We start from the raw sequence: 24,513 nt of genomic DNA, 5'->3' as shown, positions 1-24,513 counted from the left end.
CGAAAACAGGACTGTCTTAACGGGTCGGAATGCGCCGGGCGCTGGCGAGATGATGGGCGTGGGTGATCGCCACCGCCAGCGCATCGGATGCGTCCGGCCCCACGATCTTCGCGCCGGGCAGCAGGCGCGACACCATCGCATGGACCTGCTCCTTCGACGCATTGCCGACGCCAACCACTGATTTCTTGACGAGGCGCGCGGCATATTCGCCGACCTCCATGCCCGATCGCGCGGCATTGAGCAGAATTACGCCCCGCGCCTGCCCCAGCTTCAGCGTCGATTGCGGGTTCACATTGACGAACACTTCCTCGACCGCCGCGCCATCGGGCCGATGTTCGAGGATCAGGTCGGTCAGCGCCAGGTCGAGCGCCAGCAGTCGCGTGGACAGCGCCATGCTGCTGTCGGTCTTGATCTGGCCATTGCCGATATGGGTCAGCCGATTGCCATCCGCGGCGATCAGGCCCCAGCCGGTGGTGCCAAGGCCGGGGTCCAGGCCAAGCAGGATCATAAACTCTCTGAACTTAGCCACTCCCCTTCAGGGGAGGGGTTGGGGTGGGGCCAGCGATCCGGCAGCGTTTCAAGCTGCGTCATGATCTGCACCAGAACGCCTTCGACATTCTCGGCAACATCCCGATCCGAGACGTGCAAAACAGCAACGCCCATACCGGTCAGTTCGGCGTCTCTGACAGCCATTTCGTCCACATCATGCGTGTCACCATCGACTTCGATCGCGAAGGCTCTGGCAGGGCAGAAGAAATCGACAATCCGATTGCCGATCACATGCTGACGGCGGAATTTATAGCCAAGCTGAGACCGGGACAGGTGACGCCAGAGGATCACCTCAAAGGGTGTGGCGTCATGGCGCATATGCGCTGCATTTTTCAGCAATCGCGGGTCTTGCGCCATTCCCCACCCCAACCCCTCCCCTCAAGGGGAGGGGCTATGTACGAGCATCTTAGCCCAGCTTCTCCATCACGTCGTCGGACACTTCATAATTGCCCCAGACGGTCTGGACGTCGTCGTCATCCTCCAGCGTGTCGACCAGCTTCATCAGCGTGGCCGCATTGGCCTCATCGACATCGACGGTGATCTGCGGCTTCCAGGCGAGCTTGGCGCTGTCGGCCGCGCCCAGCTTGGCTTCCAGCGCCTTGGCGACCTCGTGAAGGGCGTCCATGGCGGTCCAGATTTCATGCTCGTCCTCGTTGGACGACACATCCTCCGCGCCCGCTTCAAGCGCCGCTTCGAAAATCGCGTCGGCGTCCCCCGCGCTTGCCGGGTAGCTGATGAGGCCGACACGGTCGAAGCCATGGCTGACCGCGCCCGACGCGCCCAGATTACCGCCATTCTTGGAAAAGGCCGTGCGGACATTGGTCGCGGTGCGGTTGCGATTGTCGGTCAGCGCTTCGACGATGATGGCGATACCGGCCGGGCCATAGCCCTCGTAGCGCACTTCCTCGTAATTCTCGCCGCCCGCCGCGTTCGCCTTGTCAATGGCGCGCTGGATATTGTCCTTGGGCATCGACTGGGCCTTGGCGGCGTTGACCGCCAGGCGCAGGCGCGGGTTCATGTCCGGGTCGGGCATGCCCATCTTGGCCGCGACGGTGATTTCGCGGCTGAGCTTGGAGAACATCGACGAGCGCTTCTTGTCCTGCGCGCCCTTGCGATGCATGATGTTCTTGAATTTGGAATGGCCTGCCATGGTCCTGAATTCTTATCTGCCGGTTGACTGTGATGGGCGCCCTTACACCAGCGGCCGCCCAAAGGGCAACCGCCAGCGCATCCTTCAGTCTCTGCCGGATGGGCGAGGGATCAGTAGAGGATCGCGGTGCCCGATGCCGACACCATCAGCATCGACCCGTTGGAGCCGATGACTTCATAGTCCAGATCGACGCCGACCACGGCATTGGCGCCCAGCGTCGCCGCGCGCGTGCGCATTTCGCCCAGCGCCTGATCGCGGGCGCGTTGCAGCACATCCTCATAAGCGCCCGATCGCCCACCCACGATATCGCGGACGCTGGCGAACAGGTCGCGAAACAGGTTCGCGCCCACGATCACCTCGTCGGTGACGATGCCGAGATAGTCCTTCGCCGGCCGCCCTTCCAGACGGCTGGTGGTGCTGACGATGATCTCGGACATGGGCGCTTCTCCTTGATGATAAAAACTTATTCCATGCCCAGCGCGGACAGATAGGTCTGGAGGATCGCTTCCATCTCCTGCCGGTCATGCGGCTGCATCTTACGCAGACGGACGATCTGGCGCATGATCTTGGGATCGTAACCGGTCGCCTTGGCTTCCAGATAGACGTCCTTGATATCGTCGCCGATGCCCTTCTTTTCCTCTTCCAGGCGCTCGATGCGCTCGATCAGAAGGCGGAGTTGGTCGGCGGCGACATTGGGTTCTGTCATGGGGGAGTATCTCCGGTAGATGTGAATCGGTTGGAGGGCGTCCTAGTGATTGTCGGCGTTCTTCGCCACACTCTCTTTCATCCGCACGATCTGCTCAGGTGTCGCCTCGCCCTGATGCCGGTCCTTCCATTCCGCAAATGGCATCCCGTGAATGATCTCGCGCGCCTGATCGCGCGTCAGATCGCCGTCCGCCTCCGCGATCCAGTCGGCCAGGCAATTGCGGCAGAAGCCCGCCAGCCCCATCAGATCGATATTCTGGACGTCGGTGCGGTGCTGCAAATGCGCGACCAGGCGGCGGAAGGCGGTTGCGGCCACGGCATCTGTGACTATGGTGTCGGTCATCGGCGTGAGGAACCTTTCGCTGATCTACATCATCCTGTCGTGCAGCACGGATAACCCATAACGACGCACTGGCAAGGCCTACAAGGCCAAGCCGGGGACGATCATGACGGTCAGGAGAAACCATGACGAAGTTACCGCCCCGCTCGCGCAAGGTTCGCATCCTGGCGACCCTTGGTCCTGCGAGCGATACGTCCGAAATGATCCGGGCGCTGTTCATCGCCGGGGCTGACGCCTTCCGCATCAATATGAGCCATGGCGCGCATGAGGATCATGCCGCGCGCATCGCCATCATCCGCGCGCTGGAAAAGGAATTTCAGCGGCCAACGACGATCCTGGGCGACCTGCAGGGGCCAAAGCTGCGCGTCGGCGCCTTCGAAAAGGGGCTGGCCATATTGGAGACGGGCGCCGCCTTCACCCTCGACCGGGACGAAACGCCCGGCAATGCCCGCCGCGTCAACCTGCCCCATCCCGAAATCTACGCCGCTCTGGTGCCCGAAACCCGGCTGCTGCTGGACGATGGCAAGCTGGTGCTGCGGGTGAAGGCGATTGGGGAAGACCGGATCGACACGATCGTCGAAGTCGGCGGCGCCCTGTCCAACCGCAAGGGCGTGAACGTGCCCGACGTGGTCGTGCCGGTGCCGGCGCTGACCGACAAAGATCGGCGCGACCTGAGCTTCGCCATGAGCCAAGGCTGCGACTGGATCGCGCTCAGCTTCGTCCAGCGGCCCGAAGATCTGGCCGAAGCGCGCAAGTTGATGGGCGGCTATGGCGCGCTGATGGCGAAGATCGAGAAGCCGTCGGCCGTGCAGCGACTGGAGGAGATCATCGAACTGGCCGACGGCGTGATGGTGGCGCGCGGCGACCTGGGCGTCGAACTGCCGCCCCAGTCGGTGCCGCCGCTGCAGAAGCAGATCGTCGCCACCGCGCGGCGCATGGGGCGGCCTGTGGTGGTTGCGACCCAGATGCTCGAATCGATGATCAAGTCCCCCTCCCCCACCCGCGCCGAAGTGTCGGACGTGGCGACCGCGGTCTATGACGGGGCGGATGCGATCATGCTGTCGGCGGAGACGGCGGCGGGCGACTGGCCGGTGGAGGCGGTGACGATGATGGACAGCATCGCCCACAGCGTCGAGCGCGATCCGGGCTATTTCGGCCGGCTCCACTATACCGAGACGAAGCCCGATCCGACCACCGCCGACGCGCTGGCCGAAGCGGCGGGGAACATCGTCGCGGTCGTGGGGGCCAGCGCCATCACCTGCTTCACTTCATCGGGCAGCACTGTGCGCCGCGTGGCGCGCGAACGGCCCGATGCGCCGATCCTGGCGCTGACGCCGCGCACCGACACTGCGCGCAAGCTGGGCCTGACCTGGGGCGTCCACGCCATCCGCACCAAGGATATTGGCACGTTCGAGGAAATGATCGGCAAGGCGCGGCGCATGGCGCTGCGCCATGGCATGACCGAAAAGGGCGGCAAGATCGTGGTGCTGGCCGGCGTCCCGTTCGGCACGCCGGGATCGACCAATGTGCTCCACGTCACGGCGATTCGCGGTGACGAGTTGAAGGGCCGCGACGAGGGTTGAGCGCAGCGCGCCCCGACAACACCCTCCGTTCGCTTCGAACGAAGTCGGGAAGCGGGTAACGCTATCCCTGCGTGTCTCGACTTCGCTCGAAACGAACGGCGATGGGTAACAGGAGGCCGATTCGGGCGAATCACCCACCCCATGCCAACGCGGAAAGGCGCCCGATCATCGACCGGGCGCCTGCCACATTGCATGAAGACCCACCGCCCCGAAGGGGGGCGACAAGCGCCTGCCTATTAGCCCTGGCGGGCCTTGAAGCGGCGGTTGGTCTTGTTGATAACATAGGTGCGGCCGCGACGACGGATCACGCGGTTGTCCCGGTGGCGGCCCTTGAGCGACTTGAGCGAGTTGCGGATCTTCATGGCAGACGGCCCTTGATGAATCTGGTGTGGTCGAATTTCGAAGCGCAGCCCCTATGGGTCGGGCCGGCCAAAGTCAAGGGCGGCAGGCGCTCTTTTCCCGCTGTTCATCCCCCGTGCAGCAAGGTCGTGGCTTCACGCGTTGGAGGGGATTATGCTCTCCGCGCCGTTACTACGGCATATGCCCGTTGGAGTTTACCCATGTCGAAGCGCCTGATTCTCGCCGCTTGCCTTGCCCTGCCGCTTTCTGCCTGCGCGACCGCCGTTCCGCCGGTGGAAGTGACCCGCTTCCATGTCGACAATCCCGCCCGCGCCGGCACGATCGCGGTGGAGGAAATGCCCGGCAACCCGGACATCAGTCTGGAATTTCGCACTTATGCTGCTGCGGTATCGCAGGAATTCCAGCGTGTCGGCTTCACGCCGGCGCCGGCCGGCGGCCCAAGCGACTATGTCGCATCGGTCAGCTTCCGTCGCGCCTTCCGCCCGTCCGGCGTCGATCGCAGCAGCGACAAGCCGGTCAGCGTAGGCGTGGGCGGCGGCATCGGCAGCGGCGGCGGACGCCGCGGCGGCACCTTCGGCGGGCTTGGCCTGGGCGTCGGCATCAACCTGTCGGGCAAGCCCAAGGATATCGTGACGACCGAACTCCATGTGCAGTTGCGCCGCCGGGCCGATTCGACCGCCATCTGGGAAGGCCGCGCGTCGACGCAAGGACGGCAGGGTACGCCGGCCGCGCAGCCGGGGATCGCCGCACAGAAACTCGCCGCGGCCCTGATCGGGGGCTATCCGGGTGAATCGGGGCGCACTATAACGGTCAAATGACCATCAACATTTCCAGCGGCTTTGACAGCGGCAATATTCGCGTCCTCTCCATCACCCACACCCCGGCCGGCGTCCGCGCCGATCTGGAGATCGTGACGGATCATCAGAGCGACTTTTACCAATGGTTCCATTTCCGGCTGTCCAACGCGGCGGGCCGCGCGGTGGAAGTGCGAATCGTCAACGCGGGCGGATCGGCCTATCCCGACGGATGGGCCGGCTATAGCGCGCGAATGAGCGAAGATCGGGACAATTGGGTCCAGGCCGACACCAGCTATGCCGATGGCGTACTGACGATCCGGCTGGAGCCGGACAGCAATGCGCTATGGATCGCCTATTTCGCGCCCTATTCGATGGAGCGCCATCACGACCTGATCGCCTGGGCCGCGACCCAGCCGGGCGTCGATCATCGCGAACTGGGGCTGACCCTGGACGGCCAGCCGCTCGACATGCTGACGATCGGCGACGGGCCGAAACAGGTCTGGCTCTATGCGCGCCAACATCCCGGCGAAACGATGGCGGAGTGGTGGATGGAAGGCGCGCTGGAGCGGCTGTGCGACGAGGAGGATGCGGTCGCCCGCCTGCTGCGGCAGAAGGCGACAATCCACATCATCCCCAACATGAACCCGGACGGCAGCCGCCGCGGCCATCTGCGCACCAATGCGGTCGGCGTGAACCTCAACCGCGAATGGCATGAGCCGACGGCAGAGCGTAGCCCCGAAGTGCTGATGGCGCGCAATGCGATGGACGACACCGGCGTCGATTTCGCCATGGACGTGCATGGCGACGAAGCGATTCCCGCCGTATTCATCGCAGGATTTGAGGGTATCCCGTCGATCACCGATCGGCAGGTCGCGCTCTATCATCGCTATCGCGACACGCTGGCCACGCGCACCCCGGATTTCCAGACGCGGCTGGGCTATCCGGTGGCGGGCGCGGGCAAGGCGAACCTGTCCATGTCCACCAACCAGCTGGCCGAACGCTTCGGCGCGGTGGCGATGACGCTGGAGATGCCGTTCAAGGATAATGACGACCTGCCGGACGCCGATTTCGGCTGGTCTCCGGCGCGGTCGATCCAGCTCGCCAAGGATTGCCTGGCGGTGCTGGCGGAGATGATCGAGGATATTTGAGGATCGACATGTTCCCGCGAAAGAGGGAACATGCAACCTAACGCCAATCGAACGGCAGCGGCGCTTCGCGGAAGGCGAAGCGGTCGAGATGGTCGGCGACCACCTGCTTGAACTTCTCCACATCGGCGTCTGCGTTCGGCTCCAGCATCACCACCAGCGCCTCTGGCTGCGCCGCCATGCGGATCGGCCCCATCGGGAAGGCGATGACCCCCTGTTCGGGGCTGAAATCGGTCTCGAACTTGTGGCTCCAATGCTTGCACAGCTGCTGGAGATAGCGGCTGGCGTTCGTGGTCGGCACGTTTGCGGTCACGGTCATGTCAGAGTCTTTCGATCTTGCTCGCAGCCTCGTCGATCAACGACGCGACATCGAACATGGTCTGGTTATCGGCGCCTTCCTTTTCAAGGCGATGCTGGATGGCGATGCGCAGATTGTGCAGCGCGCGGCGCACCGGGGCGCCGTCGACCCGCTCGGCACGTTGGGCGAGCGCGGCCAGTCGGGCCAGCGCCAGGTCGAGCGCCGCCTTGCGCTCTTCGATCTGGGCCTTGCCGGCATCGGTGATGGCGAAGCGCTTGCGGCTGCCTGAGCCTGATCCCAAGAGCGGTTCCTCGACGATCAGATCCATTTCCGCCAACATAGTCAGCGTAGGATAGACGACGCCGGGGCTGGGCGCATAGGCTTCGCCCGACAGCGCCTCGATCGCGCGGATCAGTTCATAGCCATGGCGCGGCTCGTCGGCGATCAGCTTCAGCAGGATCAGGCGCAGCGTTTCATTGTCGAACAGCCGTCGGCGACCACCGCCGCCACCGCCGCGGCCGCCGCCGCGCAAACCGTCTTCGCCAAAGGGATCGCCGCCGAACGGGCCGCCCCGCCCGCCGCCACGACCAAAGCCGTCAGGTGAACCGAATCGGCCAGCGCCGGGGTAATGACCGCCATGGCGGCCGCGATGAGAGTGAGGAAAATGCATCATTGGGTCTTTCATATATGTCATGATGCATTGCGATATATCTTACAAATGTTCGCCGTCAAGAGTTACGATAGATCTTAATTGTATTTTTGTGGTCGCGGCGTTGAGACGCCCGCATGTTGGCCTAGAGCGCGGCGAAATCGATCGGTGCGTGGCGATCCAGCGTGCGGCTTTGGTCTTCCAACGGATATTTCAGACCGCTGGCGCAATTGAACAATACCACCCGCTCGTCCCGTCCGATTAGCTCCTCGTCCAGCGCCCGTTGATAGGCAGCCAGCGTCGCACCGCCCTCCGGGCAGAGCAGCAACCCGTCGTCGCGCGCCACGTCGCGCACCGCCGCCATGATCGCCGCATCGGGCACGGCCAGCGCCGCGCCGCCGCTGTCCCGCACCGCGCGCAGGATCAGGAAGTCGCCCACCGCGCGCGGCACGCGGATACCCATGGCGACGGTGTGGGCATTCTCCCAGCGCTCGGCGAACTCCACGCCCTGTTCGAACGCGCGCACCATCGGCGCGCAGCCCTCGGCCTGCACCGCGAACATCTTGGGACGTTTGGAACCGATGAAGCCGATCTTCTCCAATTCGTCGAATGCCTTCCACATCCCGATCAGGCCGGTGCCGCCGCCAGTGGGGTAGAAGATCGCGTCGGGCAGTTCCCAGTCCAACTGTTCGGCCAGTTCCAGCCCCATCGTCTTCTTGCCCTCGATCCGGTAGGGTTCCTTGAGCGTCGAGAAATCGAACCAGCCGCGCGCCTTCGCCCCCTGCCCCACGATCGCCCCGCAATCGTCGATCAGGCCGTTGACGCGATAGACGCGCGCGCCCTGCGCCGCGATCTCACGCACATTGATCTCCGGCGTGTCGTCGGGGCAAAAGATGATCGCCTCCATCCCCGCTACCGCGGCATAAGCGGCCAGCGCCGCGCCGGCATTGCCGTTGGTCGGCATCGCCACCTGGGTCACGCCCAGTTCCTTGGCCATGGACACCGCCATGACCAGGCCGCGCGCCTTGAAGGAGGCGGTGGGCAATCGCCCCTCATCCTTGGCCAGCAGATGTGCCCCGCCCAGCCGCGCCGCGGTGCGCGGCAGCGGGATCAGCGGCGTCGCATTTTCGCCCAGGCTGACGATATTGGAAGTCTGCCGCACCGGCAGCAATTCGCGCCAGCGCCACAGGTCCATCGGCCGCGCAGCAAGCGCTTCCTTGGTCAGTGTCGCCCGCACGCCGTCAAGGTCATAGCGCACCAGCAACGGCTTCCCCGCCGCCGACAACCCATGCAGTTCATCCGCCGCATAACGCTCGCCGGTCAGCGAACATTCCAAATGGGTGACGAAAGTGGGACGATCGGTGGTCAGGTTGAAGTTGTGCAACATAATAATCTCCGTTCGGGCTGAGCCTGTCGAAGCCCCGCCCTTCTCTTCAGAAAGTGGGGCCCTTCGACAGGCTCAGGGCGAACGGGATAAACAACCCGGTGTGATTATTCCGGCGTCTTCGCCACGCTGACCATGGCGGGCCGCAGCAGGCGGTCCTTTATCATATAGCCGGCCTGCATCTCGATCAGGATCGTGCCCGGCGCGGCGTCGGCCGACGGGACTTCCATCATCGCCTGATGCTTGTTGGGATCGAGCGGCTGGCCGACCGATTCGATCTTCGTGATGCCGTTGCGGCCGAACACGCTGTCCAGTTCGCGGCCGGTGGCTTCCAGGCCCACGACCAGCCCCTTGAACTTCTCATCCTCGCGCAGGTCGGCGGGAATGGCGGCCAGCGCGCGGCTCAGATTGTCGGCGACCGACAATATGTCGCGGGCGAAAGCGGTCGCCGCATAGGCGCGCGTATCGGCCAGTTCCTTTTCCAGCCGGCGGCGCACATTCTGCGTATCGGCATGGGCGTAGAGAATATCCTGCTTGGCGGTGGCCAGTTCCGCCTCCAGCGCTGCGATCTTCTCGGCGGCGGCATCGCCCGCGGGCGCGGCGTCTTCCGGCAGCGCGTCCACGACTTCGGTGTTTTCGATAGTGTCTTTTTGTTCGCTCATCTCATCAATCTCGATAGCGTCTGTGCTGTGAAGTCCACCATGGGGATCACCCGCGCATAGTTCAAGCGCGTGGGGCCGATCACGCCGACCACGCCGACGACCCGGCCGTCCGCGCCACGGTAGGGCGCGGCTATGACCGAAGAACCCGACAGGGAAAAGAGCTTGTTTTCCGACCCGATGAAGATTTTGGTCGCGCTGCCGGCCAGCGCGCTTTCCAGCAGGCGGGAAATCTCCTGCTTGCCTTCCAGCTGCTCCAGCAATTGCCGCACCCGTTCCAGGTCCGCGGCGGTGCCGTCATCGATCAGATGCGCCTGCCCGCGCACGATCAGCACCGGCCGGTCGTCGGCATCGTGCGACCAGATGGCGATGCCCCGTTCCACCAGTTCGCGCGCCGCGCCATCGAGCAAGCTGCGCTCCGTCTCCATCTCGCGGCTCAACTGGTCGCCCGCCTGACGCAACGTCATACCGGCAAAGCGCGCCGACATGAAATTCGCCGCTTCGTTCAGCATCGACGGGGTGACGCCGGGCGGCAAATCCAGCACGCGATTTTCCACCGATCCGTCCTGCCCCACCAGCACCGCCAGCGCCTGACGATCATTCAAGGGTACGAAGCCAAATTGCCGCAGCACCGGCTCGCGCCGTGGCACCATGACGATGCCGGCGCAGGCCGATAGGCCCGACAGCGCAGCCGTGGCGGCGGACAGCGCTTCCTCGATCGGGCCGCTTTCGACCAGCCCGGCCTCGATCGCGCGCCGTTCTTCCGCCGATGGCGCGGCCGCCTGCATCATCCCATCCACAAACAGGCGCAGCCCTGTCTCGGTCGGCATCCGCCCGGCCGACGTATGTGGCGCGGCGAGCAGGCCCAGTTCCTCCAGGTCCTGCATGACGTTGCGAATCGACGCCGGCGACAGGCTGAGCGATGCGATCTTGCTGATGGTGCGCGATCCGACCGGCAGGCCGGTGCCCAGATAGCTTTCCACCACCACGCGAAAGACATCGCGCGCGCGATCGTTCAATTCGGAGATGGGGGTTATCGACATGCGCCTTATCTAGGCAGGCCGGGGCGCCGGCTCAAGGCGTGACCGCCTTGGGATTGAGCATGGGCTGGACATCCAATATCTTCGGCACCGCCGCCAGCGCGACCCGCAATCGGCCGTAGCGCGCATCCATGCAACCCGACTGGAATTCCAGCCGCGTCGCGTCCTGCCCCGGCCGGGTCCATTCCACGACATAGCCGGGCATGTCGGTGGCGAACCGATCGCAATTCTGGCCATGGGCGATCTTTCGCACCGTGCCCGCCGCCGGGCGATGCGGCGCCAGCGTCGTCACGAGCCGGCGATATTGCGCCGCCGTGAGGGTAAAGCGCGTCGGACCGGGAACGGATGTGAAGCGTTCCGGCTCCAGCAGGCCCGACCCGTCCGGCGACACCTGCACCGTATAGGCCGGGCAAGCGCCAAAGCAGCGCCCGGCGGTGAAGCGGATGATGTCGCCCGGCGCCTTGGGCGGTTCCAGCCCCGGTTCGGCGGCCGTGCAACCGGCCAGCAGCAGCATGGCGGTGAGTGTCGATATGCGTTCCATGCCCCCTCCTTATCGCCTAATTGTCGCCGTGACACTGGCAAGAAGCGTCGTCGGGCGCTAAGCGGCCTGTTAAGTGCGCTTTTGGGCGCATTGGCGGCATCCGTCAGGGATGGCCGCCATCTGAACGCTTCGGAGTAGAAATTATGCGTCCTTCCGGCCGCGCGCCCGACCAGATGCGCGACATCACCATGGAGCCTGGCTTCACCATCCATGCCGAGGGAAGCTGCCTCATCAGCTTCGGCGATACTCGCGTGCTGTGCACCGCATCGGTCGAGGAGAAGGTGCCGCCTTTCCTGCGCGGCAAGGGGTCGGGCTGGGTCACGGCCGAATATGGCATGTTGCCCCGCGCCACCCATACCCGCGGCAGCCGTGAAGCGGCCAAGGGCAAGCAATCGGGCCGCACGCAGGAAATCCAGCGCCTGATCGGCCGGTCGCTGCGCACGGTCGTGGACCTCAAGAAGCTCGGCGAGCGCCAGATCGTGGTCGATTGCGACGTGATCCAGGCCGATGGCGGCACGCGCACGGCGGCCATTTCGGGCAGCTGGGTCGCGCTGCGAATCGCGGTCGACAAGCTGCTGGCGTCGGGCGCGCTAAAGGAAGACCCGATCATCCAGAAGGTCGCCGCGATCAGCTGCGGCATTTTCGAAGGCACGCCGGTGCTCGACCTCGACTATGCCGAGGACAGCAATGCCGAAACGGACGCCAACCTGATCCTGACCGGCGACGGCAAGTTCGCCGAAGTGCAGGCGACGGCCGAAGGCGCCGCCTATGACGAGGAAGAGCTGCTCCGCCTGCTCCGCCTCGCCCGCATCGGCTGCGCGAAGATTTTCGCCGCGCAGGACGTAGCGACGGGACGGTAACAACATCTGCCTCCGTTCGTTTCGAGCGAAGTCGAGTTCAGCGAAGCTAAACGCTATGGATGCGCTATCCGCTTCTCGACCAGGCTCGAAGCGAACGGAACGAATGGGAAATTTATGACCGACCAATTCGGACAGGAACAGGCGATCCGCAAGCTCGCCCCCGGCAAGCTGGTGATCGCCAGCCACAATCCTGGCAAGGTGCGCGAAATCGCAGCATTGCTTGGCCCATTCGGGATTGAACCGATTTCGGCCGCGAGCCTGGACCTGCCCGAACCGGAGGAAACGGGCACCACCTTCATCGCCAATGCGGAATTGAAGGCGATGCAGGCGGCCGACCTATCGGGCCTGCCCGCGCTGGCTGACGACAGCGGCTTGTGCGTCGAGGCGCTGGGCGGCGACCCCGGCCTCTTTTCCGCGCGCTGGGCTGGCCCGACCAAGGATTTCGACCTCGCCATGCGCAAGGTGTGGGACGGGATCGAGGCCAAGGGCCCGGACGCCGGCCATGACGCCCATTTCGTCTGCGCCCTTGCCCTCGCCTGGCCCGATGGTCATGTCGAAGCGTTCGAGGGGCGGATCGACGGCGCGCTGGTCTGGCCGCCGCGTGGCGACAAGGGCTTCGGTTATGACCCCATGTTCATGCCGCACGGTCATGACGTCAGCTTCGGCGAGATGGACCCGGACGCCAAGCACGCCATGAGCCACCGCGCCAAGGCCTTCGAAAAACTGGTGGCCGCGGTTTTCTGATCAAGAGTGGCGCCATTTCATCGCGTCGGCGCCGCCTTCAGCTTCGCCTGCCCGATATGCCAGCGCAATTGGGCAGGCGACGCGCCGTCCACATCATTGACCCGCCGCACGACATAGTCGCCGACGAAACGCTGGCGCGTGCCGTCCTGCAATTGCGAATCGACCGTCACCGGCACCGTCTGGTAGATCGATCCCGCGCCGCCATCGCCCGGCTCCAGCTGGCCGATCGTCACCCGCGTCGATCGGGTGCCAGCGAACCCCGCCTGAAACTTGTCCAGCGTCTGGTTGGGCGGGCCATTTTCGCCCCATTGCGCCCAGGCCACGCCATAGTCGCGGGCGTTGAGCGCGGAATAATAACGCTGCACGACCGCCACGGCCGCCGCCATGCTCTTGGGCGCGGGATCGCATTCCGGCATCGAGTCGCCCTGACCGTCGAACAGGGCGCAGCTGCGCGCAATCTCATCCTCGATCATGGCGCAGCTATTGGCGGCATTGCAGGGCGGGTGGGTGGCGGGCGACACGTTGCGGCAGATGGCGACTCGCTTGGCCGCCGCGGCCGACCCGATATCCGCCGCGCAGGATAGCGGCGCAGCGGGCGCCGCTGCGTCAGCCGCCGACGCCGCATCGGGAATGGGCGTCTGCGCCCCATTGTCCGGCGCAACCCTGGTCACGGCGGGGGCGGAGATAGCGGCGTTGTCGGACCCGCCCTCCGCCTTGGGCGGCGTCGGCGCGCCACACCCGGCCAGCCCGATCAGCGCACAACCCGACAGGGTCCATGACAGCAGAGCGATGCGCATCCTCTTCTCCTTTTGGCGACATGCCCTGTCCAATGCGCGCCCCCGGGAGAAATATCCATACCGCCTATGGCGCTGCGCTCGCCGCCTGGGTCTGCGCGCCCGGCGTGCCTGCCGTCGGCGGAGCGGGTTCATCGTCCGCATCCATCGGCCCGCGCCCGAACGCATTGCCGGCCGGGAAATAGCGGCACACCAGATAATCGGCATTGGTCCCTTCGCCCAGCGCGCAGCCGACCTTCCGCGTGCCGCGCCAGATCATCTGGGTATAATGGCCGACATCCTGCCAGCGCCCGGCGCTGCTGAGGTCGGGCAACTTGCCTGCAATTCGCGTGAAGCGCTTCTCTTCCAGAAACGATCCCACCATGACCTGATAATCGTAGAGACGGCGCGGCCCCATCCACAGATTTTCGCCGCTGGGGATGGCTCGGCCGGCCCGCGGCGAATGGCGGAAAACGCCGCTGCGCGCCATCTCCCCGGCGTAACGCGCCGCATCGGTCGCCAGCGCCTGGTCCCAGTCCAGCAGCGGCAGACCCAACGAGGCCCGCTCGCCATTATGCGCGTCCAGCATCGCCGCGCGCAGCAGCCTATCGCTCCGCGCGGCCTCCGCCATGCCATAATAGGCGGCTGACATCACCGCGATCGCGGCGCCCGCCTTGGGCGCGCGCCCGTCGCTATCGCTCGCCGCCTGCGCGCCGCTCGCCGTCGCCAGAAGAACCGGCAGCATCGCTGCCCATAGCGAAGGGCGCAAAAACGCTTTAGGGCTGCCCCCAGCCATGTCGTCTCATTCCCCCCAAAATCCGCCGGCCCCTGCTTGCGTGCCGGCAGACGCCCAAGCCTTATATATCCACTGGCCATTTTGCGTATCCAAATGTCCCTATTGCGATTTTAACAGTCATGTCCGCGATGGCGTGGACATCGATGCGTGGCGCGCTGCGCTTTTGGCCGACATGGCGCATGAGACGGCGCTGACCGCGGGGCGGCGGCTTTCCTCCATCTTCTTCGGCGGCGGCACGCCCTCGCTGATGCCCCCTGCTTTGGTCGAAACGCTGATCGACGCGGCGCAGGACCATTGGGGCTTCACCCCCGACATAGAAATCACGCTGGAGGCCAATCCCAATTCGGTCGAGGCGGCGCGTTTCGCCGATCTGGCCGCCGCCGGGGTCAACCGCACCTCGCTTGGCCTGCAGGCGCTCGACAATGAGGCGTTGCATTTCCTCGGCCGCGCCCATGACGTGACGGAGGGACTGGCTGCGCTCGACACCGCGCAGGCCGTGTTCGACCGGGTGAGCTTCGACATCATCTATGCCCGCCCCGGCCAGAGCGAGGCGGACTGGCAGGCCGAACTGGCCCGCGCCTTGTCCTTCGGCACTGGCCATCTCTCGCTCTATCAACTGACGATCGAACCGGGCACGCGCTTCGCCACGCTGGTCGCGCAGGGCAAGCTGACGCCCGCCGACCCGGACCATGGCGCGACCCTGTATGAACTGACGCAGGCGATGACCGGCGCGGCCGGCATCCCGGCCTATGAGATCAGCAACCACGCCCGACCGGGCCAGGAAAGCCGCCATAACCTGACCTATTGGCGCTATGGCGACTATGCCGGAATCGGGCCGGGCGCGCATGGCCGCCGCGGCGGCATGGCGACGATGCGCCACAAGAAGCCCGAAAACTGGATGGGCGCGGTCGGCCGCAACGGTCACGGCCTCCAGCGCGAAGAGCCGCTGTCGGGCGAGGACCGGGCGCGCGAGGCGCTGCTGATGGGATTGCGGCTGGGCGAAGGCGTCGATCTGGCCCGCATCGCCGCCGCGTCGGGGATCAAGCCCGACCGGCTGGTCGACGAACGAGCGATCGACCAACTCGCCGACCTCGCCCTCATCCGCCTGACCGGCAGCCGGTTGCAGGTGGCCCCGGCCGGCATGTTGCTGCTCGACGCCATCCTGCCCGAAGTGGTGGCGGTCTAGGGCCGCTCGGTAATATCAGGGCTGGTCGTTACGCAGTTCCGCGATCGACTGGTCGATTTCGCGCAGCGCCTGCGCGCGGGCATAGCCAGGCATGGACGTGTTGCGGGCGATCTGACCCCGCGCGGTGCGCAGGCCATTCAGCGCCGCAACATGGTCGGAACGCGCGGCGCGTTCGGCGCGGACTTCGGCGATGTCGGCCTGCCGCTCCGCCCGGTCCGCCTGAAGGTCGGCCGCCTGCTCGGAACGGCGGGCCGCCCGTTCGGCGCGGGCCTCGGCAATATCCGCCTGCCGCGCGGCGCGATCGGCTTGCATCCCGGCCATGTCGGCGGAGCGTTGGGCTGCCCGCTCGATCGCCGCGTTGCAGATACGCACCCGGATATGGCGACGGCCATTGGCGTCCACGCTTTCGCGGCGGGTGGTGGCGTCCCTGCCGCCATCGCAACCTTCGCGCACATCGACCACCGGCACCATCCGGGCGATGTCCGCCTTCGTCGGGATACGGTGCGTTTCGACACGACCGTCGGCATGGGTGACGGTCATCCGACCCTTTTCATTGCGCACGACGGGGGGCACCGGCGGCGCGGGCGGCACCGGGGCGATCATGTCGGCGGCGGGCACGATCGGCGCGGGCGGGGCCATGGGCGCTGGCGAGGGCCATGCATCATCGGCCGCGCTGGCCGCCGGGACGGCTGGCACAGCAGGGATCGCGGCACCTTCGGCCAGTGTCGGTACGGTCGCCGCTACGGGCTGCGACACCAGATTGGACAATTTGGCGAAGTCGGCGCCTTCCACCTTGTCAGTGATCGCCGCCATCTGCTGCGCGGCGCGGCTGCCCGATGCGGTGAGCGCCAACCCTGCGGCGGTGACAACCGCGACGGCGGCCATGCCCCAACTGATACGCTGAAGCGAAACATCATGGTTGGACAGCATTTTCAGCCTCCCTTTCAACGTCGTGATACGGGTGAGATGGCAGGCGCCTGCAAATTGCCGGCCGCCCGCCGCCTTCAAGATGGCGCGGCCATAGGCATGGGCCTGGTCGCGGCCGTAGAGCGAGAGGACGCGCGCGTCGCAGGCGGTTTCCTGATCGGCGCGATAGGCGCGATAGGCGATCCATGCGACCGGATTGCACCAATGCACCGCCAGCAGCAGCAGCGCGATCATGTTGGCGGCCAGGTCGCCGCGCTCATGATGCGCCCGTTCATGGGCGATCGCCATATCCTGTTCCTGCGCGTCATAGCGCAGCGCGAAATCGGCGGGCAGCACGATATAGGGGCGCAACACCCCGAAGGCGAGCGGCCCGGAGGCATGGGGGCTGGTGATGAGGCGGATGCGCCCCTCCTCCCCGATCGGCGTCGCGCCATCCAGCATATGGCGGCGGAACCGCGCATAGCCCACGGCCTGCACCGCCAGGAAAGCGACCAGCCCGACGAACCAGAGGCCGATGCCGATCTCCATCCAGGGGAAGGACGGCGTGGACTCGGCGACAGATGCGGCGGGCGCGACCGTCAGCAGGTCCGGCAGGCCGACCTGATCGACCGCGACATGCAACGGCGAGGGATCGACGTCGCCCGGTAGCGTCGGCAGCAACATCCGCGCCAGCGGCAGCGCCCAGAGCCAATAGGCCGCCCCCGCGCCCAGCCAGCGCGCCACCGGCCGCCGTAACAACATGACCAGCGCCATCAGCAAAGTGGTGGCGATCAGCGTTTCGGCCAGCCAGACGCTCATGATTTCAACCCCTTCAGGATGGCCTCAAGCTCGGCGATATCGTCCGCCGTCAATTGATCCTGTTGCGCCAACTGGGCGACCAGCGGCGACACCCGCCCGCCAAACAGCCGGTTCACCAGCCGCCCGGATTCGCCCGCGACATAATCGTCGCGCGCCACCATCGGGCGATAGAGAAAGCGGCGGCCATCCTGGTCGGCGGCGATGATATCCTTGGCCATCAGCCGCGACAGCAAGGTCTTGACCGTTTGCAGGCTCCAGTCGCGGTCGGCGGCGACCCGATCCGACACGTCATTGGCGGTCTGCGGCGCGGTTTCCCACAACGCCTCCATCACCACCAGTTCCGCTTCGCTGATCTTCTCAGTCACCTGGCCTCACCCGACTCGCATATTTAACAACCACAGATGTAATCGCATCGATTACGGATGTAGTCAATGGGCGTTCGCAGCGGTGGAGCGTCACACTTCGCGTTGAAAAGGCGCGATATGTCGGAAAATTTGACAAAGCGGATGAAGGCGGTCGAGGCGTTAACCTTTGGAACCCGCGCTTTCCTGCAAACGCACCATTGTGGCACAGTCATTGCGACATTGGTCGCGTTCCCACCGTTTACCTATCGGGGGATGCAGGCCGTCTCCGCCAGCATCCCCCACCCGGTGGTGCTTCTCCCTTATCCTCGACCATGGTCTCGATGTGACTGGGTGCGACCAGAATCGGACATGTCCCCCCCCCCCGCTGGCGGGAGGGAGTTAGGGGGTGGGCAGGACGTCGCAACAGCCCACCGCGCTGCGACTAACGCGCTTCGCGCGCAAGTCTCGCTGCCCCTCCCGCAAGCGGAAGGGGAATGGCGGACAGCCACTCAAAGCAACAAAAAAGGGCGGCCCGAACCCGGACCGCCCTTCGCAAACCGTCAGACCCAGCCCCGCTTAACTGGCGGCGACGCCCTGGTCGGTCATCAACTGCTGCAATTCGCCAGCCTCGTACATTTCCATCATGATGTCGCTGCCGCCGACGAATTCGCCCTTCACATAAAGCTGGGGGATGGTCGGCCAGTCGGAAAAGGCCTTGATGCCCTGCCGCACAGCCTGGTCCTGCAACACGTCGACCGTGTCATAGGCGACGCCCAGATGTTCCAGGATCGCGATGGCGCGGCTGGAAAAGCCGCATTGCGGGAAGAGCGGCGTGCCCTTCATGAACAGCACCACGTCATGGGCGCCCACAAGTTCGGCAATCCGCTGATGCACGGCGTCGGTCATGTCTAAGGTCCAGTCCTGTCTGGCGCCCCGTCCGCGGAGCGCAAATCTATCGAAGGATTAGTTGGGAACGGCGGTGGTCAGTTGCAAGGCGTGCAGCACGCCGCCCATGCGTCCGCCCAGCGCCGCATAGACGGCGCGCTGCTGCGCGACCCGGCTCATGCCGCGAAAGCTTTCCGCCACGACTTTCGCCGCATAATGATCGCCATCCCCGGCCAGGTCGGTAATCTCGACCTCAGCATCCGGAATCGCGATGCGGATCATGTCCGCAATATCGTCGGCGGCCATCGGCATGGGATCGTGGCCTTACTGGGCTTCGATGAACATGCGGCGGGCGATCACCGCCTGCTCGTCCAGCGCGGCGCGCACGCCGGCTTCATCGATGTCGATCCCGGCCGACGTCATGTCGCCCACCAGCTTGCGGATGACATCCTCGTCGCCCGCTTCCTCGAAATCGGCCTGCACGACCGCCTTGGCATAAGCGTCGGTTTCTTCCGGGGTCAGGCCCATCTTCACGGCAGCCCATTCGCCCAGCAGGCGGTTGCGGCGCGCCTGGATGCGGAACTGCAGTTCCTGATCGTTGGCGAACATATTTTCGAACGCCCGTTCGCGATCGTCGAAGGTGGTCATGCGTCAAAGCCCCGTTGAAATGCCGTCTGGTTAGGAAAGATAGGCAGAAGCGCGTCGTTACGCAACGGCCGCGGGCACGATCCAGGGGCGATCCTGCGCCTGTTTCGCCTCATAGCCGCCGATCAGATCCGACTGGTCCAGAGTCAGACCGATCTCGTCCAGCCCGCCCAACAGGCAATGTTTGCGGAAGGGATCGATTTCGAACGTGAAGCGATCCTGAAATTGCGTGGTGACGGTCTGCGATTCCAGATCGATATGGATCGGATCGGGCGTCCCGTTCACGCCTTTGGCGACGTCCATCAGCCGGTCGATGGCCGCCTGCGGCAGCACCACGGTCAAGATGCCGTTTTTGAAGGCGTTTCCAGAGAAAATGTCGGAGAAGCTGGGCGCGATCACCACCTTGATGCCGAGGTCGCCGAGCGCCCAGGCGGCATGTTCGCGGCTGGACCCGCAGCCAAAATTGTCGCCCGCGATCAGGATCGGGCTGCCGACATAGGCGGGATCGTCAAAGACGTTGCCCGGTTCCTTGCGCAGCACTTCGAACGCGCCCTTGCCAAGGCCGCTGCGCGAAATCGTCTTGAGCCAATGCGCCGGGATGACGATGTCGGTATCGACATTCTTCATCCCGAACGGATAGGCCCGGCCGTCGACGGTCGTCAGCTTGTCCATTAGTGAACCTTCTTCGCCTCGGCGGCCGGCGTGTCTTCGGCCCGGCCCAGGGTCGCGGCCATGGCGGCGCTGGCCAGTGCGCCCAGCGTCAGCAGCCAGAAAATCTTCTTCATGCGACCACACCCTCTTTGTTATTCAGCAATTCGCGCACATCGGTCAGCCGCCCGGTGATGGCCGCCGCCGCCGCCATGGCGGGCGACACCAGATGGGTGCGCGATCCCGGCCCCTGGCGGCCCATGAAATTGCGGTTGCTGGTCGAAGCGCAGCGTTCGCCCGCGGGCACCTTGTCCGGGTTCATGCCCAGGCACGCCGAACAACCCGGCTCGCGCCATTCGAAACCGGCGTCGAGGAAGACGCGGTCCAGCCCTTCTTCCTCCGCCTGGCGCTTGACCAGGCCGGAACCGGGCACGACCATGGCGTGCTTGATGCCCGCCGCGATATGGCGGCCTTTGAGCAGCGACGCCGCGGCGCGCAGATCCTCGATCCGGCTGTTGGTGCAGCTGCCGATGAAAATATGTTCGATGGCGACGTCGGCGAGTCTTTGCCCTGCCGTCAGCCCCATATAGTCGAGCGACTTCTGCGCCGCCGCCTGCTTGGACGGATCGGCGAAGCTCGACGGATCGGGCACCACGCCCGTCACGGCGACGACATCCTCCGGGCTGGTGCCCCAGGTGACGTTGGGCACGATGTCGGCGGCGTCGATCACCACGGTCTTGTCGAACACCGCGCCCTCGTCCGTATGCAGCGTGCGCCAATAGGCGACGGCCGCCTCGAAATCCGCGCCCTTGGGCGCCATCGGGCGGCCCTCGATATAGGCGAAGGTTTTCTCGTCCGGCGCGAACAGGCCCGACCGCGCGCCCGCCTCGATCGACATGTTGGCGACGGTCAGGCGACCTTCGATCGACATGTCGCGAAACACGGAACCCCGATATTCCATGACATAGCCGGTGCCGCCCGCCGTGCCGATCGTGCCGCAAATGGCCAGCGCGACATCCTTGGCGGTGACGCCGGGCGCCAGCACGCCATCGACCACGACGGCCATGGTCTTGGATTGCTTGAGCAGCAGCGTCTGGGTGGCCAGCACATGCTCGACCTCCGACGTGCCGATGCCAAAGGCCAGCGCGCCCAGCGCGCCGTGCGAGGACGTATGGCTGTCGCCGCAGACCAGCGTGGTGCCGGGCAAGGTGAAGCCCTGTTCCGGCCCGATGACGTGGACGATGCCCTGTTCCGCATCGGCGTCGCCGATCAGGCGCACGCCGAACTCCGGCGCATTGCGCTCCAGCGCGGCCAGTTGCTGGGCGCTTTCGGGATCGGCGATCGGGATGCGCTTGCCATCCGCGTCGCGGCGCGGCGTGGTGGGCAGATTATGGTCCGGCACGGCCAGCGTCAGATCGGGCCGGCGCACTTTTCGGCCGGCGAGGCGTAGCCCTTCGAACGCCTGCGGGCTCGTCACTTCATGGACGAGGTGGCGGTCGATATAGATGAGGCAGGTGCCATCGGGACGCCGTTCGACGACGTGCGCGTCCCAGATCTTTTCGTAGAGGGTGCGAGCTTTGACCATAGTCCTCACCCCCTAGACCCGTCGGGGCGATCGGGAAAGGGGGTGAGCGACCGATTTGTCCTGTTTTCGCCATCAGGCGGGCAAGAATGTTACACCGCCCGATAGTCCGCGATGATCCTGCCCGCCGCGCCCATCTCCGCCTCATGGCTGTCCTCACGCCAGCTTTCCGCCAGCGCCGCTTGCTCCCACCGGAGCATGGCGGGATGGGCCAGCATATGATCGACCCAGGCTTGTGCTTGCGGGCCGACATCCAGCCCATAGGTGCGCACGCGGAACGCCACCGGCGCATAGAAGGCATCGACTGCGGTGAAGCTGCTGCCGGCGAGGAAGGGACCACCGAACCGGTCCAACCCCTGCTCCCACAATTCCCGCAGGCGGGCGATGTCCCGGCCCAGCGCGGGCGATTGGACATGCGGCTCGACGCGCACGCCCACATTCATGGTGCAGTCGTTGCGCAAGGTCGAAAAGCCGCTGTGCATTTCCGCCGCAGCGCATTGGGCAAAAGCGCGCGCAGCCTCGTCCGCCGGCCAGACGCCAGGATGGCGGTCCGCCAGATAGAGGATGATGCCGAGCGAATCCCAGATGGTGCGCTCTTCCCCATTGGCCCTGTCGATCAGCGCCGGCACCTGTCCGGTCGGCGAGAAACTGCGGAACGCCGCATAGTTGGTGGCGGACGCGAACGGCTCGATCCGGTCTTCGAACGCGATGCCCAGCGCCGTCATCAGCACCCAGGGGCGCAGCGACCAACTGCTGTAATTACGATTGGCTGTGATGAGCGTGTAGGCCATGCGGTTCCTCCCTGTGCAAGGTGCGCGCTTTTTAGCGTATCGGGTGGCGGCGAAACAGCTGCAACGATCCGTGCAGCTTACAAGCTGGGCTTATGCAAACTCCGTGCTCCTGCCTGCGCGGGATCACATGACGTTGAACCCTAGCCAAGCCCTTCTCATCGCGGCACAAGGCCTCATCGCGGGCGGCGCCCCCTTGCCGCCCTCCCTTGATCCATGGAGCATTTTGTCGTGAACCGACGCCAATTCCTCGCCACCAGCGGCGCCACCGCCATCGCCGCCGCCACCCCCAGCGCCTTTGCGCAGGCAGGCGGAGCCGACACCCGTTTCCGCGCGATGCTGGACGATTTCTTCTACGCCCGGCTCGCCGAATCGCCCGAACAGGCGACGCGCCTCGGCCTCGACACCGGCGCGCGCGCGGCGCTGCGCGGCAAGCTGTCCGACACCAGCGCCGCCGGCGCGGCCCGCGACCTCGCCCGCACCAAGGCGCAGGCGAAGCGGCTGGCCAGCGTCGATCGCGCCAAGCTGAGCCAGGCCAGCCAGCTCGACTATGACGTCGTCGCCTATCAACTCGACCGCGCCGTTAGCGGCGAACGCTTCGGCTATGGCGAAACGGCGGGCCGCTATGCGCCCTATATCCTCAGCCAGTTGACCGGCAGCTATCGCGAAATTCCCGACTTCCTCGATTCGCAGCATCGGGTGAAGGACGCGGCCGACGCCGACGCCTATCTCGCCCGTCTGGAAGCCTTCCCCGCCGCGATGGACGGCGAACTGGCCCGGCAAAAGACGGACGCGGCCAAGGGCGTGTTCGCGCCGGACTATATCCTCGACACGACGATGAAGATGCAGGCGGCGCTGCGCGATCAGCCCGCCGCGCAGACGGTCCTCGTCGCCAGTTTCGTCAAGAAGCTCGCCGCCGCCGGCCTGCCGCCCGAACGCGCCGCCCAGGCGGAAAAGATCGTCGCCGAGAAAATCTTCCCCGCCGTCGACCGCCAGCGCGCGCTGGTGCAGCAGCTACGCGCCAAGGCCAGCCATGACGCCGGCTGCTGGCGTCTGCCCGATGGCGAGGCCTTCTACGCCGCCGCCGCTGAGGCCGCGACCACGACCAAGCTGACGGGCGATGACATTCACCAACTGGGCCTGGATCAGGTCGCGCAGATCAGCGGCCGGATCGACGCGATCCTGAAAGGCCAGGGGATGAGCCAGGGCACAGTCGGCGACCGGCTGGTCGCGCTCAACAAACGCCCCGATCAGCTCTTCCCCAACACCGATCCGGGTCGCGAGGCGCTGCTGGCGCAGCTCAACACCCAGATCAAGGCGATGCAGGCGCGGCTGGGCGAAGCCTTCAACACCGTGCCCAAGGCGCCGGTCGAGGTGCGCCGCGTGCCGGTGACGATCCAGGCGGGCGCGCCGGGCGGCTATTATCAGAACGCCTCGCTCGACGGATCGCGGCCGGCCATCTATTATATCAACCTGCGCGACACGTTCGACCGGCCCAAATTCGGGCTGGCGACGCTGACCCATCATGAAGCGGTGCCGGGCCATCATCTGCAAGTATCGGTGGCGCTGGAATCCGATGCCATTCCCATGATCCGGCGGCGCGGCGGCTATAGCGGCTATTCCGAAGGCTGGGCGCTCTATTCGGAGCAACTGGCCGACGAAATGGGCATGTATGAAGGCGATCCGCTGGGCCAGGTCGGCTATCTCCAGTCGCTCCTGTTCCGCGCCACCCGTCTGGTGGTGGACAGCGGGATGCACGCCAAGCGCTGGAGCCGGGAAAAGGCGACCGATTACCTGATCGCCACCACCGGCATCGCGCGCGGCCGCAGCCAGGGGGAGATCGACCGCTATACCGTCTGGCCGGGCCAGGCGTGCAGCTACAAGATCGGCCATACCGTGTGGACGCAGTTGCGCGACGAGGTGAAGAAGGCGCAGGGCGACAGGTTCGACCTCAAGGCCTTCCATGATGTGCTGACGCTGGGCGCGATGCCGCTCGACATCTTGAAGCAGACGGTGCGGCAGCGGATGGGGGTCGCTTAACATATACACAGGTGTTCCTGCCAAGTGGGAACACGCATTCCTTGGAAAACACAAAAAAACGACCCGGCGGTGCGCCGCCGGGTCGTCCAGTTTCTTCCATCCAAATCGCGAGGCGGTGTCGAAGCCCCCGCGCTTTGGCTTTTCTTGCGGCCGGCACGCCGCAAATTGCACTTCCTATGCTCCTCAATATCCGTTCAGGCTGAGCGAAGTCGAAGCCCTTGCCGGAGCGAAGCAAAGGCGCCTCGCTCCGCTCGGTTGAACCCTTCGACTTCGTTCAGGGCGAACGGAGTATATGAT

Annotated in this window: 30 protein-coding genes; 7 read left to right on the top strand and 23 right to left on the bottom strand. The window is 65.4% G+C overall.

Annotated elements, in window-relative coordinates:
* Positions 1 to 16: 16 nt before the first annotated feature.
* From ruvC to EWH12_RS04785, 6 genes are all read right to left on the bottom strand, one after another.
* Positions 17 to 508, bottom strand: a complete 492-nt coding sequence (gene ruvC / locus EWH12_RS04810; protein ID WP_066604456.1) for a crossover junction endodeoxyribonuclease RuvC — start codon at positions 506 to 508, stop codon at positions 17 to 19.
* The gene (locus EWH12_RS04805) at positions 505 to 906 is read right to left on the bottom strand and encodes an endonuclease domain-containing protein (protein ID WP_129925886.1); all 402 of its coding nucleotides are present in this window, start codon (positions 904 to 906) and stop codon (positions 505 to 507) included. Before EWH12_RS04805 ends, ruvC begins: the two co-directional genes overlap by 4 nt.
* A 49-nt stretch (positions 907 to 955) precedes the next feature.
* Positions 956 to 1,699 (bottom strand): YebC/PmpR family DNA-binding transcriptional regulator, encoded by a 744-nt coding sequence (locus EWH12_RS04800; RefSeq protein WP_066604461.1) that lies wholly within the window; start codon positions 1,697 to 1,699, stop codon positions 956 to 958.
* Between the two features lie 110 nt (positions 1,700 to 1,809).
* Positions 1,810 to 2,136, bottom strand: coding sequence for a heavy metal-binding domain-containing protein (locus EWH12_RS04795; protein ID WP_207212358.1), 327 nt, complete (start codon positions 2,134 to 2,136; stop codon positions 1,810 to 1,812).
* A 26-nt stretch (positions 2,137 to 2,162) separates the two neighbouring features.
* Positions 2,163 to 2,405: a DUF2312 domain-containing protein gene (locus EWH12_RS04790; RefSeq protein ID WP_006956223.1), complete on the bottom strand. Its 243-nt coding sequence runs from the start codon at positions 2,403 to 2,405 to the stop codon at positions 2,163 to 2,165.
* 42 nt (positions 2,406 to 2,447) lie between these two features.
* Complete coding sequence (locus EWH12_RS04785; protein ID WP_129925885.1) at positions 2,448 to 2,747, bottom strand: DUF1244 domain-containing protein; 300 nt, start codon at positions 2,745 to 2,747, stop codon at positions 2,448 to 2,450.
* A gap of 122 nt (positions 2,748 to 2,869) precedes the next feature.
* Here EWH12_RS04785 and pyk point away from each other — a divergent pair, with 122 nt between their 5' ends.
* Positions 2,870 to 4,327, top strand: coding sequence for a pyruvate kinase (gene pyk, locus EWH12_RS04780; protein WP_082679084.1), 1,458 nt, complete (start codon positions 2,870 to 2,872; stop codon positions 4,325 to 4,327).
* A gap of 236 nt (positions 4,328 to 4,563) precedes the next feature.
* Here the strand turns inward: pyk and ykgO are convergent, their stop codons facing one another.
* Positions 4,564 to 4,689 carry a type B 50S ribosomal protein L36 gene (gene ykgO, locus EWH12_RS04775; protein WP_004210176.1) on the bottom strand — a complete coding sequence of 42 codons (126 nt, stop codon included), beginning with the start codon at positions 4,687 to 4,689 and terminating at the stop codon, positions 4,564 to 4,566.
* A gap of 198 nt (positions 4,690 to 4,887) precedes the next feature.
* Here ykgO and EWH12_RS04770 point away from each other — a divergent pair, with 198 nt between their 5' ends.
* Positions 4,888 to 5,505: a hypothetical protein gene (locus EWH12_RS04770; protein ID WP_129925884.1), complete on the top strand. Its 618-nt coding sequence runs from the start codon at positions 4,888 to 4,890 to the stop codon at positions 5,503 to 5,505.
* The gene (locus EWH12_RS04765) at positions 5,502 to 6,632 is read left to right on the top strand and encodes a M14 family metallopeptidase (RefSeq protein ID WP_129925883.1); all 1,131 of its coding nucleotides are present in this window, start codon (positions 5,502 to 5,504) and stop codon (positions 6,630 to 6,632) included. Before EWH12_RS04770 ends, EWH12_RS04765 begins: the two co-directional genes overlap by 4 nt.
* A gap of 37 nt (positions 6,633 to 6,669) precedes the next feature.
* Here EWH12_RS04765 and EWH12_RS04760 read toward each other — a convergent pair whose 3' ends face one another.
* The 6 genes from EWH12_RS04760 to EWH12_RS04735 all read right to left on the bottom strand — a co-directional run bounded on the left by EWH12_RS04760 (position 6,670) and on the right by EWH12_RS04735 (position 11,200).
* Positions 6,670 to 6,948 (bottom strand): DUF2218 domain-containing protein, encoded by a 279-nt coding sequence (locus tag EWH12_RS04760; protein WP_129925882.1) that lies wholly within the window; start codon positions 6,946 to 6,948, stop codon positions 6,670 to 6,672.
* Position 6,949: 1 nt separating this feature from the next.
* Positions 6,950 to 7,600 (bottom strand): PadR family transcriptional regulator, encoded by a 651-nt coding sequence (locus EWH12_RS04755; protein WP_129925881.1) that lies wholly within the window; start codon positions 7,598 to 7,600, stop codon positions 6,950 to 6,952.
* Positions 7,601 to 7,721: 121 nt separating this feature from the next.
* On the bottom strand, positions 7,722 to 8,963 hold the full coding sequence (locus tag EWH12_RS04750; RefSeq protein WP_129925880.1) for a threonine synthase: 1,242 nt from the start codon (positions 8,961 to 8,963) through the stop codon (positions 7,722 to 7,724).
* 104 nt (positions 8,964 to 9,067) lie between these two features.
* Positions 9,068 to 9,622: a nucleotide exchange factor GrpE gene (grpE, locus tag EWH12_RS04745; RefSeq protein ID WP_066604480.1), complete on the bottom strand. Its 555-nt coding sequence runs from the start codon at positions 9,620 to 9,622 to the stop codon at positions 9,068 to 9,070.
* Positions 9,619 to 10,662: a heat-inducible transcriptional repressor HrcA gene (hrcA, locus tag EWH12_RS04740; RefSeq protein WP_066604482.1), complete on the bottom strand. Its 1,044-nt coding sequence runs from the start codon at positions 10,660 to 10,662 to the stop codon at positions 9,619 to 9,621. The genes grpE and hrcA overlap by 4 nt, the downstream gene beginning before the upstream one ends.
* Before the next feature lie 31 nt (positions 10,663 to 10,693).
* The gene (locus tag EWH12_RS04735) at positions 10,694 to 11,200 is read right to left on the bottom strand and encodes a DUF6438 domain-containing protein (protein WP_129925879.1); all 507 of its coding nucleotides are present in this window, start codon (positions 11,198 to 11,200) and stop codon (positions 10,694 to 10,696) included.
* A gap of 143 nt (positions 11,201 to 11,343) precedes the next feature.
* On the opposite strand from EWH12_RS04735, the gene rph reads away from it, so the two are divergent.
* Both rph and rdgB read left to right on the top strand, forming a co-directional pair.
* Positions 11,344 to 12,060: a ribonuclease PH gene (gene rph, locus EWH12_RS04730; protein ID WP_066604488.1), complete on the top strand. Its 717-nt coding sequence runs from the start codon at positions 11,344 to 11,346 to the stop codon at positions 12,058 to 12,060.
* Between the two features lie 114 nt (positions 12,061 to 12,174).
* The gene (gene rdgB, locus EWH12_RS04725) at positions 12,175 to 12,804 is read left to right on the top strand and encodes an RdgB/HAM1 family non-canonical purine NTP pyrophosphatase (RefSeq protein WP_066604491.1); all 630 of its coding nucleotides are present in this window, start codon (positions 12,175 to 12,177) and stop codon (positions 12,802 to 12,804) included.
* 17 nt (positions 12,805 to 12,821) lie between these two features.
* On the opposite strand, the gene EWH12_RS04720 is transcribed toward rdgB, so the two are convergent.
* Together EWH12_RS04720 and EWH12_RS04715 are read right to left on the bottom strand one after the other, a co-directional pair.
* The gene (locus EWH12_RS04720) at positions 12,822 to 13,601 is read right to left on the bottom strand and encodes a hypothetical protein (protein WP_129925878.1); all 780 of its coding nucleotides are present in this window, start codon (positions 13,599 to 13,601) and stop codon (positions 12,822 to 12,824) included.
* A gap of 64 nt (positions 13,602 to 13,665) precedes the next feature.
* Positions 13,666 to 14,322 (bottom strand): CAP domain-containing protein, encoded by a 657-nt coding sequence (locus tag EWH12_RS04715; protein ID WP_422917715.1) that lies wholly within the window; start codon positions 14,320 to 14,322, stop codon positions 13,666 to 13,668.
* A gap of 49 nt (positions 14,323 to 14,371) precedes the next feature.
* On the opposite strand from EWH12_RS04715, the gene hemW reads away from it, so the two are divergent.
* The gene (gene hemW / locus EWH12_RS04710; RefSeq protein WP_129925876.1) at positions 14,372 to 15,559 is read left to right on the top strand and encodes a radical SAM family heme chaperone HemW; all 1,188 of its coding nucleotides are present in this window, start codon (positions 14,372 to 14,374) and stop codon (positions 15,557 to 15,559) included.
* A 15-nt stretch (positions 15,560 to 15,574) separates the two neighbouring features.
* On the opposite strand, the gene EWH12_RS04705 is transcribed toward hemW, so the two are convergent.
* The 8 genes from EWH12_RS04705 to EWH12_RS04670 all read right to left on the bottom strand — a co-directional run bounded on the left by EWH12_RS04705 (position 15,575) and on the right by EWH12_RS04670 (position 22,179).
* The gene (locus tag EWH12_RS04705; RefSeq protein WP_129925875.1) at positions 15,575 to 17,284 is read right to left on the bottom strand and encodes a M56 family metallopeptidase; all 1,710 of its coding nucleotides are present in this window, start codon (positions 17,282 to 17,284) and stop codon (positions 15,575 to 15,577) included.
* Positions 17,281 to 17,649 (bottom strand): BlaI/MecI/CopY family transcriptional regulator, encoded by a 369-nt coding sequence (locus EWH12_RS04700; protein ID WP_066604508.1) that lies wholly within the window; start codon positions 17,647 to 17,649, stop codon positions 17,281 to 17,283. Before EWH12_RS04700 ends, EWH12_RS04705 begins: the two co-directional genes overlap by 4 nt.
* Before the next feature lie 555 nt (positions 17,650 to 18,204).
* Complete coding sequence (grxD, locus tag EWH12_RS04695) at positions 18,205 to 18,534, bottom strand: Grx4 family monothiol glutaredoxin (RefSeq protein ID WP_066604514.1); 330 nt, start codon at positions 18,532 to 18,534, stop codon at positions 18,205 to 18,207.
* Positions 18,535 to 18,591: 57 nt separating this feature from the next.
* On the bottom strand, positions 18,592 to 18,825 hold the full coding sequence (locus EWH12_RS04690; RefSeq protein ID WP_129925874.1) for a BolA/IbaG family iron-sulfur metabolism protein: 234 nt from the start codon (positions 18,823 to 18,825) through the stop codon (positions 18,592 to 18,594).
* A gap of 12 nt (positions 18,826 to 18,837) precedes the next feature.
* Complete coding sequence (locus EWH12_RS04685; protein ID WP_066604518.1) at positions 18,838 to 19,161, bottom strand: DUF1476 domain-containing protein; 324 nt, start codon at positions 19,159 to 19,161, stop codon at positions 18,838 to 18,840.
* A 57-nt stretch (positions 19,162 to 19,218) separates the two neighbouring features.
* Positions 19,219 to 19,830 carry a 3-isopropylmalate dehydratase small subunit gene (leuD, locus tag EWH12_RS04680; protein WP_066604520.1) on the bottom strand — a complete coding sequence of 204 codons (612 nt, stop codon included), beginning with the start codon at positions 19,828 to 19,830 and terminating at the stop codon, positions 19,219 to 19,221.
* A 109-nt stretch (positions 19,831 to 19,939) separates the two neighbouring features.
* Positions 19,940 to 21,391, bottom strand: a complete 1,452-nt coding sequence (leuC, locus tag EWH12_RS04675) for a 3-isopropylmalate dehydratase large subunit (RefSeq protein WP_129925873.1) — start codon at positions 21,389 to 21,391, stop codon at positions 19,940 to 19,942.
* Between the two features lie 89 nt (positions 21,392 to 21,480).
* A complete protein-coding gene (locus tag EWH12_RS04670; protein WP_129925872.1) occupies positions 21,481 to 22,179 on the bottom strand; it encodes a glutathione S-transferase family protein in 699 nt (232 codons plus the stop codon).
* A 228-nt stretch (positions 22,180 to 22,407) separates the two neighbouring features.
* Between EWH12_RS04670 and EWH12_RS04665 the strand changes: the two genes are divergently transcribed.
* Positions 22,408 to 24,216, top strand: a complete 1,809-nt coding sequence (locus tag EWH12_RS04665; RefSeq protein ID WP_129925871.1) for a DUF885 domain-containing protein — start codon at positions 22,408 to 22,410, stop codon at positions 24,214 to 24,216.
* Positions 24,217 to 24,513: the final 297 nt, after the last annotated feature.

The organism is Sphingobium cupriresistens, assembly GCF_004152865.1.
Lineage (GTDB): Bacteria > Pseudomonadota > Alphaproteobacteria > Sphingomonadales > Sphingomonadaceae > Sphingobium > Sphingobium cupriresistens.
Note: the sequence above shows the minus strand (reverse complement) of the source record. Positions and strands in the feature narration are given on the sequence as shown.

What these genes read in the sequence shown, in the direction of transcription:
- ruvC (WP_066604456.1), bottom strand. Translation starts at nt 508, where the DNA reads ATGATCCTGCTTGGCCTGGACCCCGGCCTTGGCACCACCGGCTGGGGC.
- EWH12_RS04805 (WP_129925886.1), bottom strand. Translation starts at nt 906, where the DNA reads ATGGCGCAAGACCCGCGATTGCTGAAAAATGCAGCGCATATGCGCCAT.
- EWH12_RS04800 (WP_066604461.1), bottom strand. Translation starts at nt 1,699, where the DNA reads ATGGCAGGCCATTCCAAATTCAAGAACATCATGCATCGCAAGGGCGCG.
- EWH12_RS04795 (WP_207212358.1), bottom strand. Translation starts at nt 2,136, where the DNA reads ATGTCCGAGATCATCGTCAGCACCACCAGCCGTCTGGAAGGGCGGCCG.
- EWH12_RS04790 (WP_006956223.1), bottom strand. Translation starts at nt 2,405, where the DNA reads ATGACAGAACCCAATGTCGCCGCCGACCAACTCCGCCTTCTGATCGAG.
- EWH12_RS04785 (WP_129925885.1), bottom strand. Translation starts at nt 2,747, where the DNA reads ATGACCGACACCATAGTCACAGATGCCGTGGCCGCAACCGCCTTCCGC.
- pyk (WP_082679084.1), top strand. Translation starts at nt 2,870, where the DNA reads ATGACGAAGTTACCGCCCCGCTCGCGCAAGGTTCGCATCCTGGCGACC.
- ykgO (WP_004210176.1), bottom strand. Translation starts at nt 4,689, where the DNA reads ATGAAGATCCGCAACTCGCTCAAGTCGCTCAAGGGCCGCCACCGGGAC.
- EWH12_RS04770 (WP_129925884.1), top strand. Translation starts at nt 4,888, where the DNA reads ATGTCGAAGCGCCTGATTCTCGCCGCTTGCCTTGCCCTGCCGCTTTCT.
- EWH12_RS04765 (WP_129925883.1), top strand. Translation starts at nt 5,502, where the DNA reads ATGACCATCAACATTTCCAGCGGCTTTGACAGCGGCAATATTCGCGTC.
- EWH12_RS04760 (WP_129925882.1), bottom strand. Translation starts at nt 6,948, where the DNA reads ATGACCGTGACCGCAAACGTGCCGACCACGAACGCCAGCCGCTATCTC.
- EWH12_RS04755 (WP_129925881.1), bottom strand. Translation starts at nt 7,600, where the DNA reads ATGATGCATTTTCCTCACTCTCATCGCGGCCGCCATGGCGGTCATTAC.
- EWH12_RS04750 (WP_129925880.1), bottom strand. Translation starts at nt 8,963, where the DNA reads ATGTTGCACAACTTCAACCTGACCACCGATCGTCCCACTTTCGTCACC.
- grpE (WP_066604480.1), bottom strand. Translation starts at nt 9,622, where the DNA reads ATGAGCGAACAAAAAGACACTATCGAAAACACCGAAGTCGTGGACGCG.
- hrcA (WP_066604482.1), bottom strand. Translation starts at nt 10,662, where the DNA reads ATGTCGATAACCCCCATCTCCGAATTGAACGATCGCGCGCGCGATGTC.
- EWH12_RS04735 (WP_129925879.1), bottom strand. Translation starts at nt 11,200, where the DNA reads ATGGAACGCATATCGACACTCACCGCCATGCTGCTGCTGGCCGGTTGC.
- rph (WP_066604488.1), top strand. Translation starts at nt 11,344, where the DNA reads ATGCGTCCTTCCGGCCGCGCGCCCGACCAGATGCGCGACATCACCATG.
- rdgB (WP_066604491.1), top strand. Translation starts at nt 12,175, where the DNA reads ATGACCGACCAATTCGGACAGGAACAGGCGATCCGCAAGCTCGCCCCC.
- EWH12_RS04720 (WP_129925878.1), bottom strand. Translation starts at nt 13,601, where the DNA reads ATGCGCATCGCTCTGCTGTCATGGACCCTGTCGGGTTGTGCGCTGATC.
- EWH12_RS04715 (WP_422917715.1), bottom strand. Translation starts at nt 14,322, where the DNA reads ATGCTGCCGGTTCTTCTGGCGACGGCGAGCGGCGCGCAGGCGGCGAGC.
- hemW (WP_129925876.1), top strand. Translation starts at nt 14,372, where the DNA reads ATGTCGTCTCATTCCCCCCAAAATCCGCCGGCCCCTGCTTGCGTGCCG.
- EWH12_RS04705 (WP_129925875.1), bottom strand. Translation starts at nt 17,284, where the DNA reads ATGAGCGTCTGGCTGGCCGAAACGCTGATCGCCACCACTTTGCTGATG.
- grxD (WP_066604514.1), bottom strand. Translation starts at nt 18,534, where the DNA reads ATGACCGACGCCGTGCATCAGCGGATTGCCGAACTTGTGGGCGCCCAT.
- EWH12_RS04690 (WP_129925874.1), bottom strand. Translation starts at nt 18,825, where the DNA reads ATGCCGATGGCCGCCGACGATATTGCGGACATGATCCGCATCGCGATT.
- EWH12_RS04685 (WP_066604518.1), bottom strand. Translation starts at nt 19,161, where the DNA reads ATGACCACCTTCGACGATCGCGAACGGGCGTTCGAAAATATGTTCGCC.
- leuD (WP_066604520.1), bottom strand. Translation starts at nt 19,830, where the DNA reads ATGGACAAGCTGACGACCGTCGACGGCCGGGCCTATCCGTTCGGGATG.
- leuC (WP_129925873.1), bottom strand. Translation starts at nt 21,391, where the DNA reads ATGGTCAAAGCTCGCACCCTCTACGAAAAGATCTGGGACGCGCACGTC.
- EWH12_RS04670 (WP_129925872.1), bottom strand. Translation starts at nt 22,179, where the DNA reads ATGGCCTACACGCTCATCACAGCCAATCGTAATTACAGCAGTTGGTCG.